The following is a 26270-nucleotide window of genomic DNA, read 5'->3' on the forward strand; positions in this document are numbered from 1 at the left end:
AAACGATGGCAAAGGACGACATGCAGTTTGAAGAGCCGGAAATCATCTACATTCCGGACGAGGAAGGCAACGAGGAAGAGTTCGAGGTCATCATGAAGTTCGAAGTCGACGGCTCGGACCAGAAATACATGATGGTCGTTCCGCTCAGCGCGGAGGAAGGCGAGGACGAAGAGGAAGACGAAGTCTACGCGTTCCGCTACGAGGAGGACGGCGACGACCTCAAGCTGTACACGATCGAGGACGAGGAAGAGTGGAGCATGGTCGAGGAGACGTTCAACACGCTTCTCGGCGAGCTGGAGGACGGACAAGGCTGATGAGCGCAGGACTTCCGCAGCGCGTGTCGCTGCTCAAGCAGGCTTTTGGCCGCGAAGTGCTCCTCGTCGACGAGGACGGGGCTGAGATCGCTTTTGTCATCCTCGCCGAGTTCGAGCTGGACGGCTCGCATTACGCGGCGCTCCAGTCTCCGGCCGGACGCAAGGAAGGCGAGGTCGAGATGTTCCGGGTCGCCGCGCATAACGGCGAGCCGCAGCTCGAGACGATCGAGGACGACGAGGAATGGGAGCTTGCCGCCGAGGCTTACGACGTTTTGCTTTTCGAAGAATCGGGCAAGGAATAGCAGGCGGGTTGGGGCGGGCAATTGCCGCCCCTTTTCTACTGCCCGGGCGCGCCGCGAGGGCGGGCTGCGGAATTCAGGTACAGTCGGAAGCGGGGGACAGAAGCCAGATGCGAAGGAACGATCGAGTCGAAGGGGACGCGCAGCAGCCTGCAGGACCTTCGAGAAGCCGGATTACGGTATGGGTATTGCTGACGCTCGTCACGCTGCTGCTGCTTACGGCAGCGGGGCTGGGCGGCTATATATGGAACGGCCTGAGGCCGGCGGAGGCGGGCGAGGCCAGGCAGGTCGCCATCGAGCGGGGCATGTCCCCGAACCGGATCGCCGACCGGCTGGAGCAGGAGGGCATCATTCGCGATGCGTTCATTTTCAAGTACTACCTGAAATTCCGGGAGCAGGGCGGCGCGTTCAAGGCCGGCACCTACGAGCTGTCCCCCGGCATGGAGCATGACGCCATCATCCGCAAGCTGAACGAAGGCGATACGGTCAAGGAGGAGACGATCCGCTTCACGATTCCCGAAGGCTTCACGCTGCTGCAGATCGCGGACAAGCTGGCGGCGGAGGGCTTCATCGACAAGACCCGCTTCCTTGCCCTTGCGGACGAGAAGAGGGACTGGGAGGCGGAGGCGGTCAAGTCGATTCCGGACGACGCCAGGCTGCGCCACCGGCTGGAGGGCTATCTGTTCCCCGAGACGTACGAGCTCAAGAAAGGCAGCACCGAGGAGGACATCCTGCAGCGGATGCTCGCCGAGACCGACCGCAAGCTGGCCGAGCTGGGCGAGATCGACGAGCCGCTGGCAGAACGCGGGCTGACGCTGCATGAGCTCATGACCGTCGCCTCCCTCGTCGAGCGCGAGGTCGTCGTCGACCAGGAGCGCGCGGCCGTGGCCGGCGTCATCTACAATCGGCTCGCCAAGCCGATGCGGCTGCAGATCGACGCCACCGTCCAGTATCTGCTCGACAAGCCCAAGGAGCGGCTGTTCGAGAAGGATCTGGAGGTCGAGAGCCCGTACAACACCTATCGCAGCGACGGGTTGCCGCCGGGGCCGATCAGCAGTCCGAGCCTGAAGTCGATCGAGGCGGCGCTGCAGCCGGAGAAAAACGACTTCTATTACTATGTGACGAAAAAAGACGGCTCGAGCGAGCATCTGTTTGCCGTCACCTATGACCAGCATCTGAAAAACATCCGCGAAAGCGGCAAGCAATAGAAGCAGGAGCAAGGAGGAATCAATGGTGGCGACAAAACCGGAATTGCTGGCGACGGCCGCTTCCCTGGAGGAGCTTAGCCTGCTGGCGGACGCCGGCGCGGACGCCTTCGTCATCGGGGAATCCCGATTCGGAGCCAGGCTGCCGGGAGAATTCGGGCTGGAGCAGATCGGCGAGGCCGTGCGGATCGCTCGCGGCTCGGAGCGCCGTCCGCGCATCTACGCGGCGGTCAACAACCTGATGGACAACCGCACGGTGGGCGAGCTGCCCGCTTATCTGGGCCGGCTCGCGGAGATCGGCGTCGACGCGATCGTTTTCGGCGACCCGTCGGTGCTGATGGCAGCGCGCGAGGCGGCGCCGCAGCTGCGGCTGCACTGGAACGCCGAGATGACGTCGACCAGCTACGCGCAGGCCGACTATTGGGGCAAGCGGGGGGCGTCGCGCATCGTGCTCGCCCGCGAGCTGAACATGGAGCAGATCGTCGAGGTCAAGCAGCGCACGTCGCTGGAGGTCCAGGTTCAGGTTCACGGCATGACCAACATCTACCACTCCAAGCGCTCGCTCGTGGACAGCTACCTCGGCCATCTGGGCAAGGCTCCGGAGCAGGTGGACAGCGCGCTCGGGCAAGGCCTCTTCCTGATGGAAGCCGACCGCCGCGACGAGCGCTATCCGATCTACCAGGACGCGTACGGGACGTACATGATGAGCTCGGACGACATCTGCATGATCGAGAACCTGCATGAGCTGCTGGAGGCCGGCATCGACAGCCTGCGCGTCGAAGGCCTCATGAAGACGCCGGCGTACAACGAGACGGTCGTGCGGGCCTATCGCGCCGCGATCGACGCTTATGCCGCCGATCCGGCAGGCTACCGCTTCGACCCGTCCTGGCTCGCCGCGATCCGCCGCGTGCAGGATCCGTCCCGCGAGCTGAGCTACGGATTTTTCTATAAGGAGCAGGTCTATTGACGGCCGAGCTTCAGGAGGTGAACGAACGATGGGCATGACGATGAACAAGCCCCGCTATCAGGGGAAACGATACCGGCTCGACCGGCCGGAGCTGCTTGCGCCCGCAGGCAATCTGGAAAAGCTGAAATTCGCCGTCCATTACGGCGCGGACGCCGTCTACATCGGCGGACAGAAGTACGGCCTGCGCTCCGGCGCCGACAACTTCAGCTTCGAGGAGATGCGGGAAGGCGTCGAATTCGCCGCCCGTTACGGCGCCAAGGTGTTCGTCGCGACGAACATCTACGCCCACAACGAGGACATCGACGGCCTGGAGGCTTATTTGCGCAAGCTGGAGGAGGTCGGCATCGCGGCGATCATCGCCGCCGATCCGGCGATCGTCGAGACGGCGCAGCGGGTCGCTCCGGGCCTCGAGGTGCATCTGAGCACCCAGCAGTCCGTGCTGAACTGGCGGACGGTGCAGTTCTGGAAGGAGGAAGGGCTGCCGCGCGTCGTGCTGGCGCGCGAGACGAGCCTGGAGGAGATCGCCGAGATCAAGTCCCATGTGGACATCGAGATCGAGGCGTTCATCCACGGCGCGATGTGCTCCTCCTTCTCCGGCCGCTGCGTGCTGTCCAACCACTTCACCGACCGCGACTCCAACCGCGGCGGCTGCTGCCAGTCCTGCCGCTGGAAGTACGACCTGTACGTCGACGGCGACACGATCGCCGAGGGCGAGGAGCAGATGTTCACGATGGGCTCCAAGGATCTGTGCATGATCCGCCACATCCCGGAGCTGATCGACGTCGGCGTGGACAGCTTCAAGATCGAGGGCCGGATGAAGAGCCTGCATTACGTCGCGACGATCGTCAATGCGTACCGCCAGGCGATCGACGCCTACTTCGCCGACCCGGACGGCTACGAGCTGCGGCCGGAATGGCTCGAAGAGGTCCACAAGGCGGCCAACCGTCCGCTCAATACCGGCTTCTTCTTCGATACGCCTGGCACCGAGGACCACATCTACGAGCCGGAGGAAAAAGCCGCGCCGTACGATTTCGCCGGCGTCGTGCTGGAGTATGACGAGCAGACGGGACTTGCCGTCGTCCAGCAGCGCAACCACTTCAAGCCGGGCCAGGAGATCGAGTTCTTCGGCCCGGGCGGCACGTTTTTCAAGCAGACGGTCGACGAGCTGCGCGACCGCGAAGGCAATCGGCTCGACGCGGCGCGCCATCCGCTGCAGGAGATCGTGCTGCGCGTCGCCGAGCCGGTGCGCCCGATGGACATGATGCGCAAGCGCATCCGCTGATCGCCGAAGCGAGACAGTCCGGACCTTTACACAGGTCCGGGCTTTTTTTTGCGCGATTGAATACGGTTACATGAATTTCGATTGATTTCTTTATTGCCTTATCTCGTTAACGAGTGAAAGAAAATATCGCAATCACTGGATAATGGAATTAAAATCCAAAATAATTCATGAATATAAAGCTGACATAGGCATAAAGGACCATCTCGGACGATCCGATACAAGGGAATACAAGGATACTAGCAAACGGATGGAGTGTGGCTGTCATGCGGAATGGATGGAAGAGCCGATGGGAGCGGGCGAGGAGCAAAATCAAGCCGGACGATGGACGCGAGCAGATCGGGGAGGCCGAGCGGCATCAGGCCGTCGCGGGCCGTCCCCCGTCCGTTTCCCCGCCCAGGCGGACGCTGTCGATCGGATTGAAGCTGTTCCTGACGGTATTCGCCAGCATCCTCATCTGCGTGCTTGCGATGGGGCAGCTGTCCTACAGCATCTCCAAGTCGATCATCGAGCAGCAGGCGACGGACTCGTCCAGCCGGACCTTGAAGCAGCTGGCCGAGAAGCTGGAGCTCGTCTTCGGCAAGTTCAACGACATCGCCGTGCAGTTCGTCTCGGACACGACGCTGCAGAACATGATCGGCAGCACGCTTTACGCGAGCAGCGAGACGGCGCTCGCGAACGCGCAGCGGGAGCTGAACAACAAGATCCAGAGCATGGTCATCGGAATGTCCGGCGTCGAGAATCTGAACCTCATCCCGCTGCGGGAAAGCCTCGGCAGCAAGGTGCTCGGAACGGGCAGCCTCGACAAAGCCAAGCTGGAGCAGCTGGACTGGTACCAGGCGGCCGTGAAGACCGAGAACAAGTCGATCTGGATTCCGACGCAGACCGCCGGCTTCCAGGACGGCGGCAAGCCGACGATCGGCCTGGCGCGCGCGCTGCGGGAGCCGGGCGGCACGGACGCGGTCTACCTGCTGCTCGTCGAAATTCAGGATTCGGCGCTGCAAGATCAGCTCAAGGGCGCCGAGCTGGGAGAAGGCAGCGGCATCTCGATCGTCGACGAGACGGACCGGGTGCTGCTGGACAGCTCCGGACGGGAAGCGATCGGCAAGCAAGCGCGCGTGAAGGTGGCGGCGGAGGCGGCAGCCCGTCCGAGCGGCTCGCTGGTCAAGGAAGAGGAAGGCGGAAAGGCGCTGGCGATCTACGACCGGCTTCCTTCCAACGGCTGGGTCCTGACCGGCGTCGTTCCGGTCGGCCTGCTCGTGCAGGAAGCGGACGCGATCTACCGGATGACGTTCCTCGTCTCCGCGGCGGCGGCCTTGCTGGCCGCGCTCATCGGGCTGTTCGTCATGCGCCTGGTCGGCCGCCCGCTGCAGCGGCTGCGGAGCTTGATGCAGAGGGGCCGCGAAGGCGATCTGACGGTACGGGCGCAGCCGCGCAGCACCGACGTGATCGGCCAGACGGAGACGAGCTTCAACGATATGATGGCGCAGATTACGGAGCTGGTCCAGCAGGCGCGAAGCGGCTCGGTGCAAGTGCTGAGCACGGCGGGCGAGCTTGGAGGGGCCTCGCGGCGGACGGCCGAGGCGGCGCGAGAGATCGCGACCGCATCGGAGGAGATTGCCGGCGGAGCGACCAGCCTGGCGGCCGACGCCGAGCGCGGAAGCGATCTGACGGCCGACATGAGCCTTGGGATGGAGCAGCTGCGGCGGAGCAACAGCCAGATGGGCGAGACGGCCGCTCTGGTGGAGGCTTCCAGCCGCCGCGGGACCGAATGCATGACGCAGCTCGTCGAGAAGACGGCGCTTACGGAATCGGCGACAAGCTCGCTGGCGGCGCAGGTCGAATCGCTGCAGGAGAGCACCCGCTCCATCCGCCAGATCATGGACGTGCTCGGAGGCGTCGCCAAGCAGACGAACATCCTCTCGCTCAACGCCTCCATCGAGGCGGCCCGCGCGGGAGCGGCCGGCAAAGGCTTCATGGTCGTGGCGGCGGAGATCCGGCAGCTGGCGGAGCAGAGCCGGCAGTCGATCGCGCTGGTCGAGACGATTACCGGACGGATCCAGCAGCAGATGGCCCAGACGGCCGCTTCGATCGGCGAGGCGAAGCCGATGTTCCAGGAACAGATTCAATCGGTCAAAGAGACGAGCCAGATTTTTCTGGAGGTGCAGGGCCGGATGGGCGAGTTCACGGAGTCGCTCGACCGCGTAAGCGAGTCGGTCCGCCTGCTGGACGACGTCCACGCCCAGCTGAGCGAAGCGATGAGCAGCGTAAGCGCCGTCTCGCAGCAGGCATCGGCTACATCCGAGGAGGTGGCCTCGCTTACCCAGGAGCAGCAGGGCGTGAGCCAAGGCCTGGTCGAGCTGTCCGCGCGGCTCGAAGGCGTCTCGCAGTCGCTGCAGGCCGCGCTGGAGCGTTTCCGCACCGAATGATTCGATCCCGCAAGCCCGAGTTGACGAAGCGTCCCGCCGGCCCATGCAGCCGACGGGACGCTTTTTTCGTTCGGCCCGCTCGGAGGAGGCAGAGGCTTCTCGATCGACCGGATCGAGGCTTGTCAAGAGCCGGCAGCCTTGTTTATTTTTAAGATGGATTAAACTTCGTCCACGCAGACTCCGATATGGATAGGGAAAGCTTTCATGAATAGAGGATGGTGTATACAGATGCAGAATCCATTCCAACGCCGTATGCGCAAGTCGGGCGGCGGAACAAGCACGGAGCCTTCCCTGTCGGACAAGCCCACCGGCGCCAAGGCAGATGCGCGGGCCCGGCTCCGCAATCCGCTACATCTTTTAAGCGTGAGGCTGTTCCTGATCGTTTTCGTCAGCATCGTCGCCTGCGTCGCCGTCGTCGGCACGCTCAGCTTCCAGATTTCCAAGGGCGTCATCGAAAAGAAGGTGACCGCCGCTTCCAATGAGACGATCGATCAGATCCGCGGCAAGCTGGATCTGATTCTGGGCAACTACGAGAACTTCTCGATCCAGTTCATTACGGACAAGTCGCTGCAGGACAACATCCGGGAGCTCGGGAGCAGCGCTTCCGACGAATACGCGATTTTCGAGAATCAGCGCGCTTTGTCGACCAAGCTGAGCGCGATGGCGATGTCCAACGCGGAAGTCATGAACGTCAACTATATTCCGCTGCAAGAGAAATACGGAACGAACGTGCTCGGCACGGGCAATCTGAAGTACGAAACGGTCAAGGACGCGCCTTGGCTCAAGCAGGCGGTCGAGCTGGGAGGCAAGTCGATCTGGATCCCGATCCAGGAAAAGGGCTTCCAGGGCAACGACCAGAGGTCGTTCGGCCTGGCCCGGACGATCCGGGATACGTCGGGCAGCTACGCGTACGCGCTGCTGATCGAGCTCAAGGCCTCGCTGCTCGAGCAGCAGCTGCAGAACGTCAAGATCGGAGAAGGCAGCCGCATCCGGATTCTCGATGGCGACAATACGATCCTGATCGACAATATCGAGTCCGGCCTCGCCGGGGAGAAGTCCGTCATCGACTTCGCCGGCAGCGGCGCGTCAGCCGATAGCGGCAGCTTCATCACGGAAAGCAACGTCGGACAGGTGCTGGCCGTCTACCAGACGCTGGAGACGGTCGGCTGGAAGGTGCTCGGCATGATTCCGACGTCGGAGCTGGTGCGCGATGCCAAAGAAATCGAGAGAATGACCTGGCTGATCGCCGCGGCTGCCGCCCTGATCGCGATCCTTGTCGGCGTCTATGTCGTCGCGAGCGTCGGCAGGCCGCTGCAGAAGCTGCGCAATCTGATGGGGGAGGCCAAGGACGGCAATCTCGCCGTCCGCTCCGACATCCGCTCGCAGAACGAGATCGGCCAGCTGTCGGAGAGCTTCAATGACATGATGGGCCAAATAACGGCTCTCGTCGGCCAGACGAGGGACAACGCCCAGCATGTCCTGCATACCGCCTCCGAGGTCGGAGAAGCCTCCCGCAGGACGGCAGGAGCGGCGCGGGAGATCGCGGTCGCGACGGAGGAGATCGCGGGCGGAGCGACCAGCCTCGCGATGGAAGCCGAGCGAGGCAGCGATCTTGCCGGCGGCATGGATCAGAACATGCGCCAAGTGAAGGCGATGAGCGACGAGATGCGGCTGTCGGCCGAGCAGGTCGACCAGGCGAGCCGGCAGGGCACGGAGCATATGGCTGCGATGATCCAGAAGACGGGAGAGACCGAGCAGATGGTCCGCGACATGACCGAAAAAGTCGGCCGCCTCCAGGAAAGCACCAGCTCGATCCGCAAGATTCTGGAAATGCTCGGCGGCGTCGCCAAGCAGACGAACATCCTCTCGCTCAACGCGTCGATCGAAGCCGCCCGGGCCGGCGAGGCCGGCAAAGGCTTCATGGTCGTCGCTGGAGAGATCCGCCAGCTGGCGGAGCAGTCCCGCCAGTCGATCGGCATGGTGGAAAGCATCACGACGACGATCCAGACGGAGATCGAGGAGACCGTCGAGGCGCTCGGCAAGGCGCAGCCGGTATTCCAAGAGCAGATCGGCTCCGTCAAGGAAGCGAACGGCATTTTCCATGAGGTCCAGGCTCGCATGAATTCGCTTGCGTCGACGCTGGAGAACGTGGCCGAATCGATCCGTCTGCTCGATGAGTCGCAGCAGCAGATCGGCTCCGCGATGGGCAGCGTCAGCGCCGTAGCGGAGCAGTCGTCCGCCACCTCCCAGGAGGTCGCATCGCTCAGCAGCGAGCAGCTCGGCGTGAGCGACAGCCTCGTCGGACTCGCCGCCCAGCTCGAGCAGGTCTCGCAGTCGCTCCAGCGATCGCTCGACCGCTTCAAGGCATGACTTCTGACTCCTTCCTGCTTCGACCCAGCCCCGCCTCCGGCGGGGCTTTTCGCGTGTAGGCGGGGAGCGGCAGGGGAATACTGGATTCCAGAACAACCGCGACATCTGGAACCGAAGGAGGAACGGCCCATGTCCGCTTCCCGAATGAAGACGGCGGCGGCTCTGATCGCCGCTTTGCTGCTTGTCGCTCTGCTCCGCCTCGGCTGGGTGATGCTTTGGCCGTGGAGCCCCGCTTCCTCGGCCCGCCATGCGACAGCGTCCGAGACAGCGGTTAGGCAGCGCAGCCACCGCCTGCTGCTGGACGCCGGAAGAGGCGATTTCGTCGACCGCTCCGGGCTGCCTTTGACAGGCTTCGCTTATGAGGCGCTGGCGATCTTTCCGCATCCGTCCGGCCAGCCGCGCGGCAGCGGCCGGGACATGGCCGAGCTGGCGCGAGTGCTGCAAGCCGGCTCCGAGGAGCTGTGGCAAGAGCTGGAGCGGAGGAAGGAGCCGGGCTTCTGGATGGATGCGAAAAGCGGCCTGCCGCTGCGGCTCAGTCCGCGGCAGCGGACCGAGCTGGCGGGCCTGAAGCTGGAAGGCGTGGCCATCCTGCCCTACCGCGCCCGCCGCGATCCGTCGTCCGCTGCCGTCCAGGCGATCGGATATGTCAGCGAAAATCCCGAACGGATCGCCGCCGCATACGGCAAGCGGCTGGCCGCAGGCAAGGCGAGCCTGCGCGACGCAACGGGAGGCGGCGGTCTCGAGCTGTCGCTGGACGGGCTTCTTCGGGGGACGGGGCCGGCCTATGCCAGCTATATGACCGATGCGGCCGGCCTGCCGCTCAAAGGGCTCGGCCTGACCGTGGAGCGCCCGGCCAACCCGCGTTATCCGCTGCAGGTGCGGACGACGCTCAGCCTGCCTCTGCAAGTCGAGCTTCAGCGGTATGCGGGCGAGGCCGGGCTGAAAAAAGGCGCGGTCGTCGTGCTGGATGTCCGGAACTCGGACATTTTGGCGATGGTCTCCAAGCCCGACATGGAGCTTCCGGCACGAGGAGAAGCTTTTTTTGACGGAGCGGCCAATCGGGCCGTGCGCGCCTATGCGCCCGGCTCGATCTTCAAGCTTGTCACCGAGGCGGCAGCGCTGGAGGCCGGAGCGGCCGAGCCGGGCGAGGAATTTTATTGCGGAGGCGAATACGGCCATCATGGCCTGTCATGCTGGAAAGAAGGCGGCCACGGCCGGCTCACGCTGGAGCAAGGGCTGGCGCAGTCCTGCAACATCGTGTTCGCCGCTCTGGCGGAGCGGCTGCGGCCGGATGAGCTCGCCGCGGCGGCGGACAAGCTCGGTCTCGGCAGGCGCATCGGCTGGCATCTCGAGGCGGGCCGCAGGGAAGGCGCGCTGTCCGGACCGCTGCGCCTGATCGGCGAGGAGGAGGCGGGCACGGTATTCGGCGCGGCAAGCCCATGGAGCCGGCTTGAGCTGCTGCGCAGCGGCAAGCTGGCCCGCAGCGGCATCGGGCAGGAGGATGTGCGGATGACGCCGCTGCAGGCGGCGAATTTGGCGGCGACGATCGTCAATGGCGGCAGGGTGGCCGAGCCGGCGCTCGTGAAGGAAATCGACTTTGCCGACGGCCAGCGTCTCGCCGCGCTGCGCAGCCATGCCTCGCCCTCCGCGCACGGGCAAATCTCGCCGCGCACGGCCGCCATGCTGAGGAGAGGCATGGAGCAGGTCGTAGCCAGCGGAACCGGACGCGGCCTTCACCGAGCCGCCTGGCCGCTGGCCGGCAAGTCGGGGACGGCGGAAAGCGGCAGGCCCGGAGCGGGGAACAGCCAGTGGTTCATCGGCTACGGGCCTGCCGACCATCCCCGCTATGCCGTCGCCGTCCTGGCCGAGGAACGTCCGGAGGGAAGCGCCAACCTGGCGGCGCGGCTGTTCGGCGGCGTCATGGATCGGATCGCGGCCTGGGAGCGCGCCGCCTTGGCCTCGTCCGCCCAAGAAAAGTGAAAAAGAGCCCTTTGTTAATAAAAATATCCCCTCTACGTTCCGATAGGTATAAAGACACCCCTTTTTCGGAATTGGAGGCGATTTCAATTGAATCAATTTGTTTCGAAGTGGATCCTTCGCCCTTTTCGCCTCATCAGCGTAAAGCTGTTCCTGATCATTTTCGCCAGCATCGTCGCTTGCGTGCTCGCCATGGGCTTCATCTCGTATGGAATCGCCAAATCGGTGATCGAGCGCAAGGTGACGGAATCGACGGTGGAGACGGCCAATCAGGTCGCGGATCGGCTGGACATCGTGCTGGATGACTACCTGCGCTTCTCCATGCACTTCCTGACGGACAAGATCGTTCAGGAATCCGTCAGCGAGCTGGTATTCGCCCATAAGGAAGAAAACGTATTCGAGCGCTTCAAGGCGCAGCGGACGCTGTATGACCGCATCTCCTCGATGGCGATGGCGAACAAGACGATCCGCCATATCGCCTTCATCCCGATCGACGACCGGCTGCAGACCGAAGCGGTCGGCACGTTGACGCTCGACGTGAAGCTGGCGAAGGAGGAGGCCTGGTACAAGGAGGCGGTCAGCCTGGACGGCAAGCCGTATTGGACGCCTTACCAGCCGGGAGGCTTCGATGCGAAAAGCCCGCCTTCGATCGGTCTGGCGAGAGTCATCAAGTCGATCTCGGGCGATCCGGCCTTCCTGATGCTGCTGGAGCTGGATGCCGACTTCGTCGGCAGCCAGTTGGAGGGCATCCGGCTCGGATCCGGCGGCGAGATCAGCCTGATCGACGAGCGGGGAATCGTGCTTTCGGATTCGAGCGGAGGCCAGCGGGCCGGCCAGGCGAGTCCGCTGCAGCTCAAGGGCTCGGAAACGCCCATCCATTATTGGAGCGGCTCGCTGCTCATGATCGAGGATCATCTCAAGAACAGTCCTTGGACCGTGGCGGCCACGATTCCGGGCGGAGAGCTCGTCAAGGATGCCAAAAGCATTTTCGTCATGACGGTCTGGGTCGCGGCGGGAGCCGCCCTGCTGGCGGTGCTCGTCGGCGCGTTCGTCGTCTGGAGCGTCGGCAGGCCGCTGCGCAGCCTGCGCTCGCTCATGCGGCGGGGCAAGGACGGGGAGCTGAGCGTCCGGTCGAGCCACCGCTCCAAGGACGAGATCGGCCAGCTTGCGGCGAGCTTCAACGGCATGATGGAGCAGCTCGGCCAGCTTGTCGGCCAGACGAGCCGCATGGCCGCCCAAGTGCTTGATACCGCCGGCCAGATGGCCGATCAGTCTCGCCGAACCGCCACGTCCGCGCGGGAGATCGCAGCCGCCACGGACGAAATCGCGGCCGGAGCCTCCAGCCTCGCCGTCGAGGCCGAGAAGGGAATCGAGCTGACGGAAAAGATGGATGAAGGCATGGAGCGGATGAAGCTCAGCACGGACGAGATGCGCGCATCGGCCGGCCAAGTGGAGTCCGCGAGCCGGGAAGGGACCGGCCATATGGAGAAGATGCTCGGCAAGACGGAGGAAGCGGATCGGATCGTAAGCGACATCTCCGCCAAGATCGCCCGCCTCTCCGACAATACGCGCTCGATCCGCGGCATCCTGACGCTGCTGTCGGGCATTGCCAAGCAGACGAACATCCTGTCGCTCAACGCTTCGATCGAGGCGGCCCGCTCGGGCGAGGCCGGCAAGGGCTTCGTCGTCGTCGCCGGCGAGGTGCGGGAGCTGGCGGATCAGTCCAAGGCTTCCATCCAGCAGGTCGAAGCCATTCTCGCCGCGCTTCAGGCCGAGGTGGGCGAAACGGTCGAGACGCTGGCGACGGCTCGCCCGGCATTCCGGCAGCAGCTCGATTCCGTGCAGGAGGCGGGCAGCCTGTTCCTCCAGGCGCAGTCCCGGATGGCGCTGCTCGGGGAGAGCCTGGCGCGCGTCGACGAGGCGATCGTCGAGCTCGGCGCTACGCAGCTGCAGATCGGCCAGGCGATGTCCGGCGTGAGCTCGGTCTCGGAGCAGTCGGCCGCCGCCTCCCAGCAGGTCGCTTCGCTGAGCAGCGAGCAGCTCGGCGTGAGCGACAGCCTGGTCGGCTTGTCCGCCCGCCTGGAGGAAGTCGCCTCGTCGCTGCGCGCTTCGCTGGGGCATTTCCGGCTGGAGGAGGAAGCAAGCCCATCCTTCGGCAAGGACGGACCCGCCGCCGGATAGGTGGGATAAAGCAGGCAAAGGGCCGCATCCGCTGTCGTCATGACAGCGGATGCGGCCCTTTTGGGCTTGGCGCGAGGCAGGAACGGCGTCAGCCCTTCTCCGCCAGCTCGACGTCGTACTCGTCCTTGGGAGGAGTGATCCAGCGGCGGAAATAGCCCTGGTCGTACAGCGCCTTGACGAGAATGACGAGCACCGGAGAGAGGATGACGCCGGCGACGCCGAACAAGGACAGCGAGATGACCATGAACGCGAGCATCGTGAAGGCGGAGACGCCGAGCGTGTCGCCGGTGATGAGCGGCTCGAGAATTTGCCGGGCGGCGACGATGACGAGGAACAGGATGCCGAGCCAGATCGCCAGGTTGTAGTCGCCGACGACGAGCAGGTAGGCGATCCACGGGACGAACACGGTGCCGACGCCGAGCAGCGGCAGCACGTCGAACACGGCGGCGATGGCGGAGATCGTCAGCGCGTTGTCGACGCCGAGCGCCAGCAGCGAGACGAAGATGACGATGAAGGTGATCGAGATGAGCTTCATCTGGGCTTTCAGATAGCCGACGATGCCCGAGAAGACGTTTTCGCGCAGGAAGACGAAGGCTTTCTTGAACGTGCGGGGCGTCTTGCTCGCGGCGATCCGTTTCCAGTCGGCGATCTCGATGCTCAGGAAGTACGCCAGGATGACGCCGAGCACGAAGTTGAACATGAACGTGGAGACCGAGTTCAGGTAGCCGGCGGCCTTCAGCAGGAAGCCTTCCGCGACCTTTTGCCCCCAGCGGGTCAGAGCGTCGATGTAGTCCTGGATCTTGTCCACCGTATCGGGCGGCAGCGCGCTCGTCTTGTCCTTGAGCCAGGTGGACCCTTGGGCGAGCTGCTCCTGCAGGATCGCCTGGTATTGAGGCAGCTTGTGGGCGATCGAGTTCGCTTCCCGCACCATGATGTAGCCCGCGCCGAAGAAGATGCCGAGCACGATCGCGGAGAAGAGCAGGATCGAAAGCGCCGAGGCGATCGACTTCTTGAGGCCGAGCCGGTGGAGCAGCCTCGCGAGCGGCTCGATGACGGCGAAGATGAGCAGGGAGAGGAAGATCGGAGCGGCGATGGAGTAAAGGAAGCTGAACGCGAGCATAATGAGGTACACGGTCAGAGCGATGAGAGCGATATCGAATGCGGTGCGCCAATATTTGCGGTAAAACATCAGCATGAGGGAAATCCGGCTCCTTTGCAGCGTCAATTGGAAATCGATTCATATTTCCGCTTTGATTGTACTATAGATTTTAAAGATGCAGGCGGTTTTTTGAAACTCGTTTATGCTACAATGGGTGGTAGACTTCTAGAGAATATGGTGGGGAACAGAAACATGGAGAATTTGCTCGTCTGGGGATTCTACTTCCTATCGCTCTATGCGTTTATCCCGGGACTGATCAGCCGCCTGTTCGGCTTCCGCGTGTTCAAGCGCGGACTCGCGGACAAGGAGATCGCGCTTACCTTCGACGACGGCCCGGATCCCGTCTACACGCCCATGCTGCTCGATCTGCTCGCCAGGCATCGCGCCAAGGCGACTTTTTTTGTCGTCGGGTCCCATGCGGAGCAGCATCCGGAGCTGCTTCGGCGGATGAGGGACGAGGGGCATACGGTCGGCATCCACAATTACGTGCACAAGAGCAACTGGATCATGCGGCCGAAAACCGTCAAGCGGCAGATTGCCCTGACGAGCGCGGTCATCGAGCAGGCGATCGGGGAGACGCCCGTTTATTACCGACCGCCCTGGGGAATCGTCAACCTGTTCGATTTCTCCAAGAAGGGCCAGTACAAGATCGTGCTCTGGTCGGGCATTTTCGGCGATTGGAAGGCTCATGAAACGTCCGACAGGCTGAAAAGGCGCCTGCTCAAGAAGCTTCGTCCCGGCGAGGTGATGCTGCTGCATGACTGCGGCCGCACGCTCGGAGCGGACGAGGACGCGCCGGCCCAGATGCTGGAGGCGCTGGAGGTGTATTTGGAGGAGGGCGGCCGCAAGGGCTTCCGCTTCGTCGGCGTGCCGACGCTCATGGAGCTGACCGAGAAAAACAAGGCGAAGCGTCCGACGGCGTTCAACCGTCTGCTGGCGGGCGCCTGGCTGCAATACGAGAAGCTGTTCCATCTCGTGTTCCGCTTGAAGCCGGTCGCCAGCGAGAAGGGCGGCAGGCCGGTCTTTCACTATCGCAAAGTCGCCTACAACGGTCCGCCGATCGAGCTGAGCGAAGGCGAGCGCATCGTCAAGGGAGATCCGCTCGCCGAGATCCATCTCGACAATGAGATGCTCCGCCAGGCGGCGGTCCGCTCCTCCTCTCCGCTCGCGGTCATCATCCGCCTCCTGCGCGAGATGGAGTCGGCTCTCCCGGCCCTGTCCGCCGCGGTGCTGAACGATCCTGCGATGGACAAGGTCAAGGCGCTCTACGGAGTGACGATGATCCACAACGGAACCGACAAGCTCGGCTTCCAGGTGTTTGACCTGCCGGAGAACCTGTTCGCCAAGGCATCCCGCATTTATTTGAAGATCCTTTTCCGAATTCTATCCGCCAAACCGCGCGCCAAGTCCCGCAAGCCTCGCGGAGCGCAACCGCGCGGCGAGGCCAAGCCGATGTATCCGCGCATGCTGTTCCTCTCCCGCAGAGACATGGAAAGCTATACGAGCACTTCCGCCCCGGCTCCGCGCCAGCCTGTCGCGGCCAAGCCGGAAGCCGCTTTGGCCGCTCTGGCGAGCGAGCCTGCGGCTGCTCCGGGCATGCTGTCCTGACCTTGCCGGCCGGTCCCCTTACGGGAGGACCGGCTTTTGTTTTTGCGGCGGATTGGACTTTTATCCCCTAGGGGATATGATAGATAGGAAGGGAGAGGAACACATGACCGAGGCAGACTGGGAGGAGCATCTGATGCTTCAGATCGCCTCCCGGAGCAGCGATGCGCTGGAGAAGCTATACGATCGCTACGAGAAGCCGTTGTACTCGTTCGTCTACCGAATCGTGAAGGACAGCATGGCGGCGGAAGAGATCGTTCAGGAGCTGTTCCTCAAGCTCTGGAACCATGCCGAGGCGTATGTATCGAACGGCCGCTCCGGGAAGGTCAGCACCTGGATCTTCACGATGGCGCGCAACGGCGCGATCGACTGGCTGCGCAAGCGCGACCGCCGGCCGGCCGCCGGCGGCCAGGACGGCATGGATGAGCTGCGCGACCCGGTCACGACGGAGCTTACCGTCGAGAACCGGATGCTGGCGGAGCAGATGAGGCAAGCTCTGTCCGGACTCAGCCAGGAACAGCAGCAGGTGATCGAGTGGGTTTATTTCGGCGGGTATACCCAGCAGGAAATCGCGGACAGGCATGACATCCCGCTAGGCACGGTCAAAAGTCGGATCCGCCTCGGTCTTCGCCAGCTGCGCAGTCAGCTGGGCGAATCGTGGAGGGGGGAGGTTCGATCATGAGGGAAGGACATGAGGAGGAAAATCGCAAGCCATGCTCGGACATCGATCTGTATGCGATGGGCTTGCTGGAAGGCGAAGAACGAGAGCGCATGGAGCGGCATATCGCAGGCTGTAGCGATTGCCGTGAGGAGCTGGCCCGGATCGAGGAGCTGCTCGGCCTGCTGCCGCTAGCCGCCGAGCCGGCCGAGCCGCCGCAGGGAATGCGCGAGCGCGTGCTGGGCCAGGTGCTGGGCCGTCCTCAGGCGGACCGCCTGGAGGAGGACGCGGCCGAGCGCTCCGAGCCGGCGCTGCCTCCGGACGTTTTTGCGCTTCGCCAAGACGAGGACGGAACGGACGCGAGGCAGCAGCTCGCGGACCGCAACGAGCGTTCGTCGGCCGCGCCGCTCTCCGGAGCGGACCGGACCGAGCGCCCGGCCGAGCGCGCAAAGGAAGCGCCAGCCGCGGAGGGGACCGGGAGGAGTAGGCGGCTCGCGGTCGGAGCGCTGGCCGGTGCGGCAGCGGTCATGCTGCTCGTGACCGGAGTGCTGGCCCAGCGCATGGACAGTCTCGGGCGCGAGAACAAGCGGCTCTCGGCCGAGCTGCAGGCGTCGACGCAGACGCTGGACAGCACGATCGAGCAGCTGCGCAAGACGGAGCAGCCTTTTGCCGGCGCGATGGTCAGCCAGATCGTCTCGCTCAAGCCGGTCAAAGATCTCGTCGCCAGAGGGCAGGCCTATCTCGTCGTGGACGATCGCGGCACCCATCTGATCGTGCAGGCGAGCCGGCTTCCGGAGCTGAAGGACGAGCAGGCGTTCCAGGTGTGGCTGATCAAGGGCGACAAGCCGGTCAATGCCGGCACGTTCATGCCGACGGGCAACGCCGGCGCGGTCACGTTTACGTTCCCCGGCGGCTCGTACGACCAGGTCGCCATCACGCTGGAGCCGGACGCCTTCGGCCAGGAGCCGCGAGGCAGCATCGTGCTCGCCGGAGCTCTCAAGACATAGATGGACAGCACGGCGACAATTCAACCTGTAAACCAAAAGCTCCCCGGCGCTTCGAGCGCCGGGGAGCTTTTTGGGTAAGGAATCAGATCTTCATGACGCCGCCGGTGCTGGCGGAGGTGACGAGATGAGCGTAGCGGGCGAGGTAGCCGCGCTTGATCTTGAGCTCGAAGCCGGTCCATTCGGCGCGGCGCTTGGCCATCTCCTCGTCGCTGATCTCGAGCTGGATCGTGCGGTTGTTCATGTCCAGCTCGATGATGTCGCCGTCGTGGACGAACGCGAGCGGACCGCCGTCCGCCGCCTCCGGCGAGATATGGCCGATGCTGATGCCGCGCGAGGCGCCCGAGAAGCGGCCGTCGGTGATGAGGCCGACCTTGGCGCCGAGGCCCATGCCGACGATCTGCGACGTCGGAGCGAGCATCTCCGGCATGCCGGGGCCGCCCTTCGGCCCTTCGTAGCGGATGACGACGACATGGCCTTCCTTGACGAGGCCTTTGCTCAAGCCTTCCAGCACGGCGTCCTGCGAGTCGAAGCAGATCGCCGGGCCGCGGTGGTAGCCGCCCACGGACTTGTCTACGGCGCCGACCTTGATGATCGCTCCGTCCGGAGCCAGGTTGCCGAACAGGACGGCGAGGCCGCCGCGCTCGGAGTGCGGATCGTCGATCGGGCGCACGACGTCGCGCCGCTTGATTTCCGTATTTTCAACGTTCTCGCGGATCGTCTTGCCGGTGACGGTCATGCATTCGGTATGCAGGGCGCCCGGCTTGTTGAGCAGCTCGCGCAGCACGGCGCTGACGCCGCCGGCCTCATGCACGTCCTCCATGTGAAGGTCGGACGCCGGAGCCAGCTTGGACAGATGCGGCACGCGGTTGGCGACTTCGTTGATGCGGGCGATCGGGTACTCGATGCCGGCTTCATGCGCGATCGCGAGCGTATGGAGGACGGTGTTGGTCGATCCGCCCATTGCCATGTCGAGCGCGAACGCGTTGTCGATCGCCTCCGCCGTGACGATGTCGCGCGGACGCAGGTCCATCTCGATCAGCTTCATGAGCTGGCGGGCGGACTCCTTGACGAATTCCTTGCGCTCCTCCGCTACGGCGAGGATGGAGCCGTTGCCCGGAAGGGCGATGCCGAGCGCCTCGGCGAGGCAGTTCATCGAGTTGGCGGTGAACATGCCGGAGCAGGAGCCGCAGGTCGGACAGCCGAACTGCTCGAGCTCGGTCAGGCCGACCTCGTCGATCTTGCCGGCCATGAACTGGCCGACGCCCTCGAACACGCTCGTCAGCGAGATCGCGCGTCCGTCGCTCGTGCGGCCGGCCTTCATCGGGCCGCCGCTCACCATGATGGACGGGATGTTGACGCGCAGCATGCCCATCATCATGCCGGGAGTGATCTTGTCGCAGTTGGGGATGCACACCATGCCGTCGAACCAGTGCGCGTTGACGACCGTCTCGACGGAGTCGGCGATGATCTCGCGGCTCGCCAGCGAGTAGCGCATGCCGATGTGGCCCATCGCGATGCCGTCGTCGACGCCGATCGTATTGAACTCGAACGGCACGCCGCCCGCTTCGCGGATCGCTTCCTTGACGACCTTGCCGAATTCCTGCAGGTGGACGTGGCCGGGGATGATATCGATATAGGAATTGCAGACGGCAATGAACGGCTTGTCGAAGTCTTCTTCCTTGACGCCGGCAGCGCGCAGCAGGCTGCGGTGCGGGGCTCGGTCGAAGCCTTTTTTGATCATGTCAGAACGCATCTTCTTCGGTGCCATGCTTGTCCCTCCCAGGATTAACATCATTCCAATTAGTGTACCATATGTGCCCTGGATTGACTACCGATTGCCGCATTCCTGCATTAAAGTGGAATGAATCCTATCGGCATCGCAACTTCTTGATATCGTCAGCGTTTAAGTCGTTCGGGAAGCGGTTTAATGAGAATCAAATCCGCTCCGAGGAGGCATGTTCATGAGTACATATCGAAGCAAGAAAGCGGCCGGCCTGCTGCTGGCCGGCATCCTGATCGCCGGCGCGGCCGCGCCGGCCGCAGAAGCCGCCAAGGAGGCGCCGAAGGTGCTGGTCAACGGCGTGAATTACGCGCTCGACAAGGAGCCGCTGGTCAAGGACGGACGCACGCTCGTGCCGCTGCGCGGCATCTTCGAGGCGCTCGGAGCGACGGTCGACTGGAACCAGTACGAGCAGACGATCACGGCGACGCGCGGCAAGAACGAGATCTTCCTGCAGGTGAACAAGACCAAGGCCAAGGTCAACGACATGGAGATCGAGCTGTCGGTGCCGGCGCAGAACATGAGCGGCACGACGATGGTGCCGCTGCGCTTCATCGCCGAGGCGCTGGGCACGTACTGCGTCTACTATGCCGACCAGAACCTCATCACGATCACCGATCGCGTGGAAAGCTAGCTTTCCCGCAAGAAACGGCGCTGCCCCCTTCCAGCCGGAAGGGGGCTTTTCGCGCCTCCGGCTTCGGAAAAAGCCGGTCCGGCGCCGGCTTTCCTGAAGAAAGCCTGAAGATTCCTTAAACGGCCCTTTCGATCGGGCGCGCGCGCTTCCAAGGCCGGCGGCCGTGCGGTATAGTGGCTGTAAGGAGTGGTAATCGGTGAAAAAGCTGCTGATCGTAGACGACGACCGCGAGATCGCGGAGCTGATCCAGATCTATCTGGCCAACGAGGGCTATGCGACCGTGCTCGCCCATGACGGGGAGGAGGCGCTCGCCATGGCCGCCGCGGAGCCGTTCCATTTGATCGTGCTCGACATCATGATGCCCAAGGCGGACGGGCTTGAAGTATGCCGGCAGCTGCGCCGCGAGGGATCGGCCCAGGTGCCGATCCTCATGCTGAGCGCCAAGGCGGCGGACATGGACAAGATCATGGGGCTGATGACCGGAGCGGACGACTATATGGTCAAGCCGTTCAACCCGCTGGAGCTCGTCGCCCGCGTCAAGTCGCTGCTGCGGCGGGCCTACCAGTTCCCCAAGGCGGGCGGCGGGTCCGACGCCGGCGGGGCGGTGGAGCTCGGGCCGATCGTCATCGACAAGTCGACCCATACGGTCACCTGCCGCCAGGACGGGCGGCAGCTGCATCTGACGAGCACGGAGTTCGGCATCCTCCATCTGCTCGCCTCGCATCCGGGCAAGGTGTTCAGCGCGGAGGACATTTTCCAGCAAGTGTGGAAAGAAAAATTTTACGAATCGAACAATACCGTCATGGTGCATATCAGCAAGCTGCGGGACAAGCTGGAGCAGGAGACGGGAGACAAGTTCATCGTGACGGTGTGGGGGGTCGGCTACAAAATTGAAGGATGACAACGTCGTCAAGGACATGACGTTCCGCCTGCTGCTCCATCTCGCGCTGAGCGCCGCGCTCTCGGTCATCTCGTCGGTGCTGCTCGTCGTCGTCGCGGAGCGGCTGGCGAGCGAGCTGCCCGCGCTGCGCTGGATCGCGCATCTGCTGATCGACCAGTTCGGCGACTTCACGCTCGTCATTCTCGCGATCGGGCTGTTCCTCGTCTTCCTGCTGCTGCTCCAGCAGCGCCAGTTTCGCTATTTCCGCGACGTCAGCCGCAGCGTGCGGTACATCGCCGACGGCAACTTCGACTACCAGGTGCCGGTGCGGCAAAAAAACGAGCTCGGCGATCTCGCCGCCTACATCAATTATCTCGTGCACAAGCTGCAGCTGTCGCTCGACGACGAGCGGCGGGCCGAGCAGACCAAGAGCGAGCTCATCACGAACGTCTCGCATGACCTGAGGACGCCGCTCACCTCGATCATCGGCTATCTCGGCCTGATCGAGCAGGACCGCTGCCGCGACGAGGTGGAGGTGCGCCAGTACGTGCATATCGCTTATGAGAAGTCGAAGCGGCTCAACGTGCTGATCAACGACCTGTTCGACTATACGAAAATGCGGTACGAGACGTCTCCGCAGCGCATCCATACGTTCAATCTGACCGAGCTGCTGCGCCAGCTGCTCATTCAATACCGGGTGCCGCTCGAGGAGGCGGGACTCGTCGGCGCGCTCCATGCCCCGTCCGGCAAGCTCGCCGTCACCGGCGATCCGGACAAGCTCGTGCGCGTGTTCGAGAACCTGCTCGCCAATGCGATCCATTACGGCAAGGACGGCGGCAAGGTCGATCTCCATGCCTCGGCGGAAGGCGAGGAGGCGGTCGTGGAGGTCGTCAATTACGGCGAGATGATTCCGTCGGTCGACCTGCCGCATCTGTTCGACCGGTTCTACCGCGTCGACAAGGCGCGCGGCCTCGACAGCGGCGGCTCCGGCCTCGGCCTGGCGATCGCCAAGAGCATCGTCGAGCAGCACGGGGGCGGCATCTCGGCCGCGAGCGATCCGTATCTGACTTCGTTCCAGGTGAGGCTGCCGCTGGCGCAGGATCACGATCTTTAGACTTTCTTAAGGTTTTTTTAGGATTGCTTTACGGCATGAACGATCCGTCCTGCGGTACAATGATCCTATCGAAACCAAGCGGAAGCGGAGGGACGTCCATGAGATACCTGTGGATGATGGTCATGGCATGCGCAGTGATGCTGATGGCCGTCTTGCTGATCGGCAGCCAGGAAGGGGAGTCCGCCGGACTCGTCGACCTGCTGCTGCGCATCTGGTAGCGCCGGCTGCCGGCGCCCTTTTTCCCGGACCCTGTTCCGACTCGCCTGCCCCGTCGTCCTTCTGGACGGCGGGGCTTTTTTCGCGCTTCCCGGTTGCTTTATGTCAGATAATCTCACATAACTCATTTACTTTCCTGCGGCAGCGCGCCTATAATGGAGCTATTCCGGAGAAGAGGTGAAGGGCATGCAGTTGACCGAGCGCGAGAAAGAAAAGCTGCTCATCACGGTGGCGGCCGACGTCGCCCGCCGCAGGCTGAACCGAGGCGTGAAGCTCAATTATCCCGAGAGCATCGCGCTGATCACGTCCGAAATCATGGAGGGCGCGCGCGACGGACAGACCGTCGCCCGCCTGATGGAATACGGCACGCGCATCCTGACCCGCGACCAGGTGATGGAGGGCGTGCCGGAGATGATCCACGAGGTGCAGGTGGAAGCGACCTTCCCCGACGGCACGAAGCTCGTGACGGTGCATCATCCGATCGGCGGCTAGAGAGAACAGGCCGTTCGGCGGCCATGAGGGAGGAACAGTCATGATACCGGGGGAATACCGCACGGCTCAGGGGAGCATCGTGCTCAATGAAGGACGCCGCACGGCGGAGCTGATCGTCGTCAACGGAGGAGACCGGCCGGTGCAGGTCGGCTCGCATTACCATTTCTTCGAGGTGAACCGCGGCCTCAGGTTCGATCGGGAATCGGCCTTCGGCATGCGGCTGGACATCCCGGCCGGCACGGCGGTCCGCTTCGAGCCCGGCGAGGAGAAGCCGGTCCAGCTCGTCGAGCTCGGCGGCAGCCGGCTCGGCTACGGCCTCAGCGGGCTGACGAGCGGCCCGGCTCCGGCCGGCGCGATGCCGGACGACGTGCGGCGCAGGCTGGAGCAGTGGGAGGGCGGCCGATCATGAGAGAGATGGATCGGAGCAGCTACGCCGGCATGTTCGGCCCGACGACGGGCGACGCGGTGCGGCTGGCGGATACCGAGCTGTGGGCCGTCATCGAGCGCGACCACACGGTGTACGGCGACGAGTGCAAGTTCGGCGGAGGCAAGGTCATCCGCGACGGCATGGGCCAGTCGAGCTCGGCGCTGCGCAGCGACGGCGTGCTGGACACGCTCATCACGAATGCCGTCGTCATCGACCACTGGGGCATCGTCAAAGGCGACATCGGCATCCGCGACGGGCGCATCGTCGCCATCGGCAAGGCGGGCAATCCCGACATCATGGACGGCGTGACGCCGGGCATGGTCGTCGGCGCGAGCACGGAGGTGATCGCGGCCGAGGGCAAGATCGTCACGGCGGGCGGCATCGACGCGCATATCCACTACATTTGCCCGCAGCAGATCGAGACCGCGCTCTCGTCGGGCGTGACGACGATGATCGGCGGCGGCACGGGCCCGGCGACGGGAACGAACGCGACGACCTGCACGCCGGGCGCCTGGCATATGCGGCGCATGCTGGAGGCGGCGGAGGCGTTCCCGATGAACCTCGGCTTCACCGGCAAAGGCAACGCCAGCTTCATGGAGCCGCTGATCGAGCAGATCGAGGCGGGGGCGATCGGCCTCAAGCTGCATGAGGACTGGGGCACGACGCCGGCGGCGATCGACGCCTGCCTGCAGGCGGCCGACCGGTACGACGTGCAGGTCGCCATCCATACCGACACGCTCAACGAATCGGGCTTTCTCGAGGATACGCTGGCCGCGATCGGCGGCCGCACGATCCACACCTACCATACCGAGGGCGCCGGCGGCGGCCACGCGCCGGACATCATCCGCGCGGCGGGCGAGCTGAACGTGCTGCCGAGCTCGACGAATCCGACGCGTCCGTTTACGGTGAACACGATCGAGGAGCATCTGGACATGCTCATGGTCTGTCATCATCTGGACTCGCGGATTCCGGAGGACGTCGCGTTCGCCGACTCGCGCATCCGGCCGGAGACGATCGCCGCCGAGGACATCCTGCACGACATGGGCGTGTTCAGCATGCTGAGCTCCGACTCGCAGGCGATGGGACGCGTCGGCGAGGTCATCCTGCGCACATGGCAGACCGCGGACAAGATGAAGCGGCAGCGCGGCCCGCTCGCGCCGGACACGGAGGGCGGCGACAATTTCCGCATCAAGCGCTACATCGCCAAGTACACGATCAATCCGGCGATCACGCACGGCGTCTCCCATCTCGTCGGCTCGATCGAGCCGGGCAAGCTCGCCGACCTCGTCGTCTGGAGCCCGATGTTCTTCGGCGTCAAGCCGGAGCTCGTGCTCAAGGGCGGCATGATCGCCTACGCCCAGATGGGCGATCCGAACGCTTCGATTCCGACGCCGCAGCCGGTGTTCGGCCGTCCGATGTTCGGCGCGTTCGGCAAGGCGATGCAGCGCACGAGCATCACCTTCGTCTCCCAGGCGGCGTACGAGGGCGGCATCGCCGAGCGGCTCGGGCTGCAAAAATGGGTCGAGCCGGTCAAGGGCTGCCGCTCCGTCACGAAAAAGGACATGATCCTCAATGACGCGACGCCGGAAATCGTCGTCGATCCGGAGACGTACCGGGTGACGGTCGACGGCGAGCCGGCCGTCTGCGAGCCGGCCGAGGTCGTGCCGATGGCGCAGCGGTACTTCCTGTTTTGACGGGGGCGATGCCGCCGCGGGGCGGGGCGCCGCTCGTGCCGTGGCTCGTGCTGCAGCAGCTGCTCGACTCGGCGCTGCCGATCGGCGGCTTCTCGCATTCGTTCGGCCTCGAGACGCTCGTCCAGGAAGGCGACATCGCCCGTCCCGACGAGCTGGAGGCGTACTTGCGGGCGATGCTGCGGCAGAGCTGGACGACGACCGACGCGCTCGTCGTCCGCGCCGTCTACCGAGACGCGCCCGTAGAGGCGTGGGAGCGGCTGTGGGCGGCCGAGCGGCTCGTGCATGTCGGCCGCATGAGCGCCGAGACCCGCTCCGGGATGGAAAAGATGGGCCGCCGCCTGCTCAAGCTCGCGGGCAGCAGCTATCCGGAGCTCAACCTTGCCCGGCTCGAGGCGGCTTATCGGAGCGGCGACTGCCTGCTGACCCATCCGCTCGTGTTCGGCTGGATCTGCTGGCAAGCCGGCATCGGCGAGGAGCAGGCGCTTCAGGGCTGGCTGTACGGCTGCCTGAGCAATGCCGTGAACAGCGCGCTGCGCCTGATGGCGATCGGCCAGACCGAGGCGCAGCGGCTGCTGGCGCTGCTGTCGGGCGAGACGGTCCCGGCCGCGCGCGCGGCGCTGGCGATGGAGCCGGAGGACGCCTGGAGCGACATGCCGGGCTCGGAGCTCGGCATGATCCGCCACGAGACGCTTTACTCCCGGCTGTTCATGTCCTGATCGAATTCATTTATTCCAAGGAGGAATTCCCCATGTGCCAAGGCCAAGGACATACCCATATCGAGTGGAACACGAATCCGATCCCGCAAGGACGTCCGGTGCGCATCGGCATCGGCGGCCCGGTCGGCTCCGGCAAGACGAAGCTGGTCGAGACGCTGTCCCGCGAGCTGAAGGACCGCTGGAGCCTCGCCGTCATCACCAACGACATCTATACGAAGGAGGATGCCCGCATCCTCGCGGCGACCGGCGTGCTGCCGGAGGAGCGCATCATCGGCGTGGAGACGGGCGGCTGTCCGCATACGGCGATCCGCGAGGACGCCTCGATGAACTTCGAGGCGATCGAGGAGCTGGAGGAGCGCTTCTCGCCGCTTGACCTGATCTTCATCGAGAGCGGCGGAGACAATCTGGCGGCGGCGTTCAGCCCGGAGCTGGTGGACCGCTTCATCTATATCATCGACGTGGCCCAAGGGGAAAAGATTCCGCGCAAGGGCGGCCCGGGCATCATGCGCTCCGACCTGCTCGTCATCAACAAGATCGACCTCGCGCCGCATGTCGGAGCCAGCCTTGCGGTCATGGAGGAGGACTCGCGCCGGATGCGCGGCGATCGGCCGTTCGTCTTCACCAATCTGTTCGGCGGGAACGGGGTGGCGGAGATGGTCGACTGGATCGAGCATGAGCTCGCCCATGCCAAAGGGATCTCGCATGGCCACGGAGCGGATGCTGCCGCGCTGAGCCCGACCTTGACGCCGCTCCGAATGGCCGGTTCGGGCGGCGCGCTCGCTTGAGCCGCACCGCCCGGGCCGGCGGCGGTGCGGGCGCGTCTGCGGGCGCATCTGCGGACGCAGCGGAGAGGAGCTCGCTCGGAGG

At 64.3% G+C, this 26270-nt stretch carries 22 protein-coding genes; 20 read left to right on the plus strand and 2 right to left on the minus strand.

The features are described from left to right. Positions 1-5: 5 nt before the first annotated feature. The 9 genes from H582_RS0104400 to H582_RS25935 all read left to right on the plus strand — a co-directional run bounded on the left by H582_RS0104400 (position 6) and on the right by H582_RS25935 (position 13021). Positions 6-314: a DUF1292 domain-containing protein gene (locus H582_RS0104400; protein WP_028597555.1), complete on the plus strand. Its 309-nt coding sequence runs from the start codon at positions 6-8 to the stop codon at positions 312-314. After that, on the plus strand, positions 314-616 hold the full coding sequence (locus H582_RS0104405; RefSeq protein WP_028597556.1) for a DUF1292 domain-containing protein: 303 nt from the start codon (positions 314-316) through the stop codon (positions 614-616). The genes H582_RS0104400 and H582_RS0104405 overlap by 1 nt, the downstream gene beginning before the upstream one ends. Positions 617-723: 107 nt before the next feature. Beyond that, complete coding sequence (gene mltG / locus H582_RS0104410; protein WP_174817669.1) at positions 724-1821, plus strand: endolytic transglycosylase MltG; 1098 nt, start codon at positions 724-726, stop codon at positions 1819-1821. Positions 1822-1846: 25 nt separating this feature from the next. Further along, positions 1847-2785: a peptidase U32 family protein gene (locus H582_RS0104415; protein WP_028597558.1), complete on the plus strand. Its 939-nt coding sequence runs from the start codon at positions 1847-1849 to the stop codon at positions 2783-2785. A 28-nt stretch (positions 2786-2813) separates the two neighbouring features. Continuing rightward, a complete protein-coding gene (locus H582_RS0104420) occupies positions 2814-4067 on the plus strand; it encodes a peptidase U32 family protein (RefSeq protein WP_174817668.1) in 1254 nt (417 codons plus the stop codon). A gap of 263 nt (positions 4068-4330) precedes the next feature. After that, entirely contained in the window at positions 4331-6493 is a 2163-nt protein-coding gene (locus H582_RS0104425) for a methyl-accepting chemotaxis protein (RefSeq protein WP_028597560.1), read from the plus strand. Between the two features lie 228 nt (positions 6494-6721). Then, complete coding sequence (locus tag H582_RS0104430; protein ID WP_028597561.1) at positions 6722-8863, plus strand: methyl-accepting chemotaxis protein; 2142 nt, start codon at positions 6722-6724, stop codon at positions 8861-8863. 129 nt (positions 8864-8992) lie between these two features. Continuing rightward, positions 8993-10843, plus strand: a complete 1851-nt coding sequence (locus tag H582_RS0104435; RefSeq protein ID WP_101807911.1) for a peptidoglycan D,D-transpeptidase FtsI family protein — start codon at positions 8993-8995, stop codon at positions 10841-10843. A gap of 87 nt (positions 10844-10930) precedes the next feature. Further along, on the plus strand, positions 10931-13021 hold the full coding sequence (locus H582_RS25935; protein ID WP_052332953.1) for a methyl-accepting chemotaxis protein: 2091 nt from the start codon (positions 10931-10933) through the stop codon (positions 13019-13021). An 88-nt stretch (positions 13022-13109) separates the two neighbouring features. On the opposite strand, the gene H582_RS0104445 is transcribed toward H582_RS25935, so the two are convergent. Then, entirely contained in the window at positions 13110-14216 is a 1107-nt protein-coding gene (locus H582_RS0104445; protein WP_028597563.1) for an AI-2E family transporter, read from the minus strand. 156 nt (positions 14217-14372) lie between these two features. On the opposite strand from H582_RS0104445, the gene H582_RS0104450 reads away from it, so the two are divergent. The 3 genes from H582_RS0104450 (at position 14373) to H582_RS0104460 (ending at position 17450) form a co-directional block, all read left to right on the plus strand. Beyond that, a complete protein-coding gene (locus tag H582_RS0104450) occupies positions 14373-15788 on the plus strand; it encodes a polysaccharide deacetylase family protein (protein WP_028597564.1) in 1416 nt (471 codons plus the stop codon). A 103-nt stretch (positions 15789-15891) separates the two neighbouring features. After that, the gene (locus tag H582_RS0104455; protein WP_028597565.1) at positions 15892-16467 is read left to right on the plus strand and encodes an RNA polymerase sigma factor; all 576 of its coding nucleotides are present in this window, start codon (positions 15892-15894) and stop codon (positions 16465-16467) included. Further along, the gene (locus tag H582_RS0104460) at positions 16464-17450 is read left to right on the plus strand and encodes an anti-sigma factor (RefSeq protein WP_028597566.1); all 987 of its coding nucleotides are present in this window, start codon (positions 16464-16466) and stop codon (positions 17448-17450) included. Before H582_RS0104455 ends, H582_RS0104460 begins: the two co-directional genes overlap by 4 nt. An 82-nt stretch (positions 17451-17532) precedes the next feature. Here the strand turns inward: H582_RS0104460 and ilvD are convergent, their stop codons facing one another. After that, positions 17533-19218 carry a dihydroxy-acid dehydratase gene (gene ilvD, locus H582_RS0104465; protein WP_028597567.1) on the minus strand — a complete coding sequence of 562 codons (1686 nt, stop codon included), beginning with the start codon at positions 19216-19218 and terminating at the stop codon, positions 17533-17535. Between the two features lie 193 nt (positions 19219-19411). On the opposite strand from ilvD, the gene H582_RS25940 reads away from it, so the two are divergent. From H582_RS25940 to ureG, 8 genes are all read left to right on the plus strand, one after another. Beyond that, positions 19412-19864: a copper amine oxidase N-terminal domain-containing protein gene (locus H582_RS25940; RefSeq protein WP_052332954.1), complete on the plus strand. Its 453-nt coding sequence runs from the start codon at positions 19412-19414 to the stop codon at positions 19862-19864. A gap of 196 nt (positions 19865-20060) precedes the next feature. After that, positions 20061-20765 carry a response regulator transcription factor gene (locus H582_RS0104475; RefSeq protein WP_028597568.1) on the plus strand — a complete coding sequence of 235 codons (705 nt, stop codon included), beginning with the start codon at positions 20061-20063 and terminating at the stop codon, positions 20763-20765. Beyond that, positions 20755-21858, plus strand: a complete 1104-nt coding sequence (locus H582_RS0104480) for a sensor histidine kinase (RefSeq protein ID WP_228551611.1) — start codon at positions 20755-20757, stop codon at positions 21856-21858. Before H582_RS0104475 ends, H582_RS0104480 begins: the two co-directional genes overlap by 11 nt. Before the next feature lie 402 nt (positions 21859-22260). Next, on the plus strand, positions 22261-22566 hold the full coding sequence (locus H582_RS0104490; protein ID WP_028597570.1) for an urease subunit gamma: 306 nt from the start codon (positions 22261-22263) through the stop codon (positions 22564-22566). 40 nt (positions 22567-22606) lie between these two features. Next, positions 22607-22975 (plus strand): urease subunit beta, encoded by a 369-nt coding sequence (locus H582_RS0104495; RefSeq protein WP_028597571.1) that lies wholly within the window; start codon positions 22607-22609, stop codon positions 22973-22975. Beyond that, a complete protein-coding gene (gene ureC, locus H582_RS0104500) occupies positions 22972-24687 on the plus strand; it encodes an urease subunit alpha (protein ID WP_028597572.1) in 1716 nt (571 codons plus the stop codon). Before H582_RS0104495 ends, ureC begins: the two co-directional genes overlap by 4 nt. Positions 24688-24695: 8 nt before the next feature. Next, positions 24696-25403, plus strand: coding sequence for an urease accessory protein UreF (locus H582_RS0104505; protein WP_043110903.1), 708 nt, complete (start codon positions 24696-24698; stop codon positions 25401-25403). A 32-nt stretch (positions 25404-25435) separates the two neighbouring features. Then, a complete protein-coding gene (gene ureG, locus H582_RS25945; RefSeq protein ID WP_052332955.1) occupies positions 25436-26188 on the plus strand; it encodes an urease accessory protein UreG in 753 nt (250 codons plus the stop codon). The last annotated feature ends 82 nt before the right edge of the window (positions 26189-26270 follow it).

This window comes from Paenibacillus pasadenensis DSM 19293 (assembly GCF_000422485.1).
In the GTDB taxonomy this organism is placed as follows: domain Bacteria; phylum Bacillota; class Bacilli; order Paenibacillales; family Paenibacillaceae; genus Paenibacillus_O; species Paenibacillus_O pasadenensis.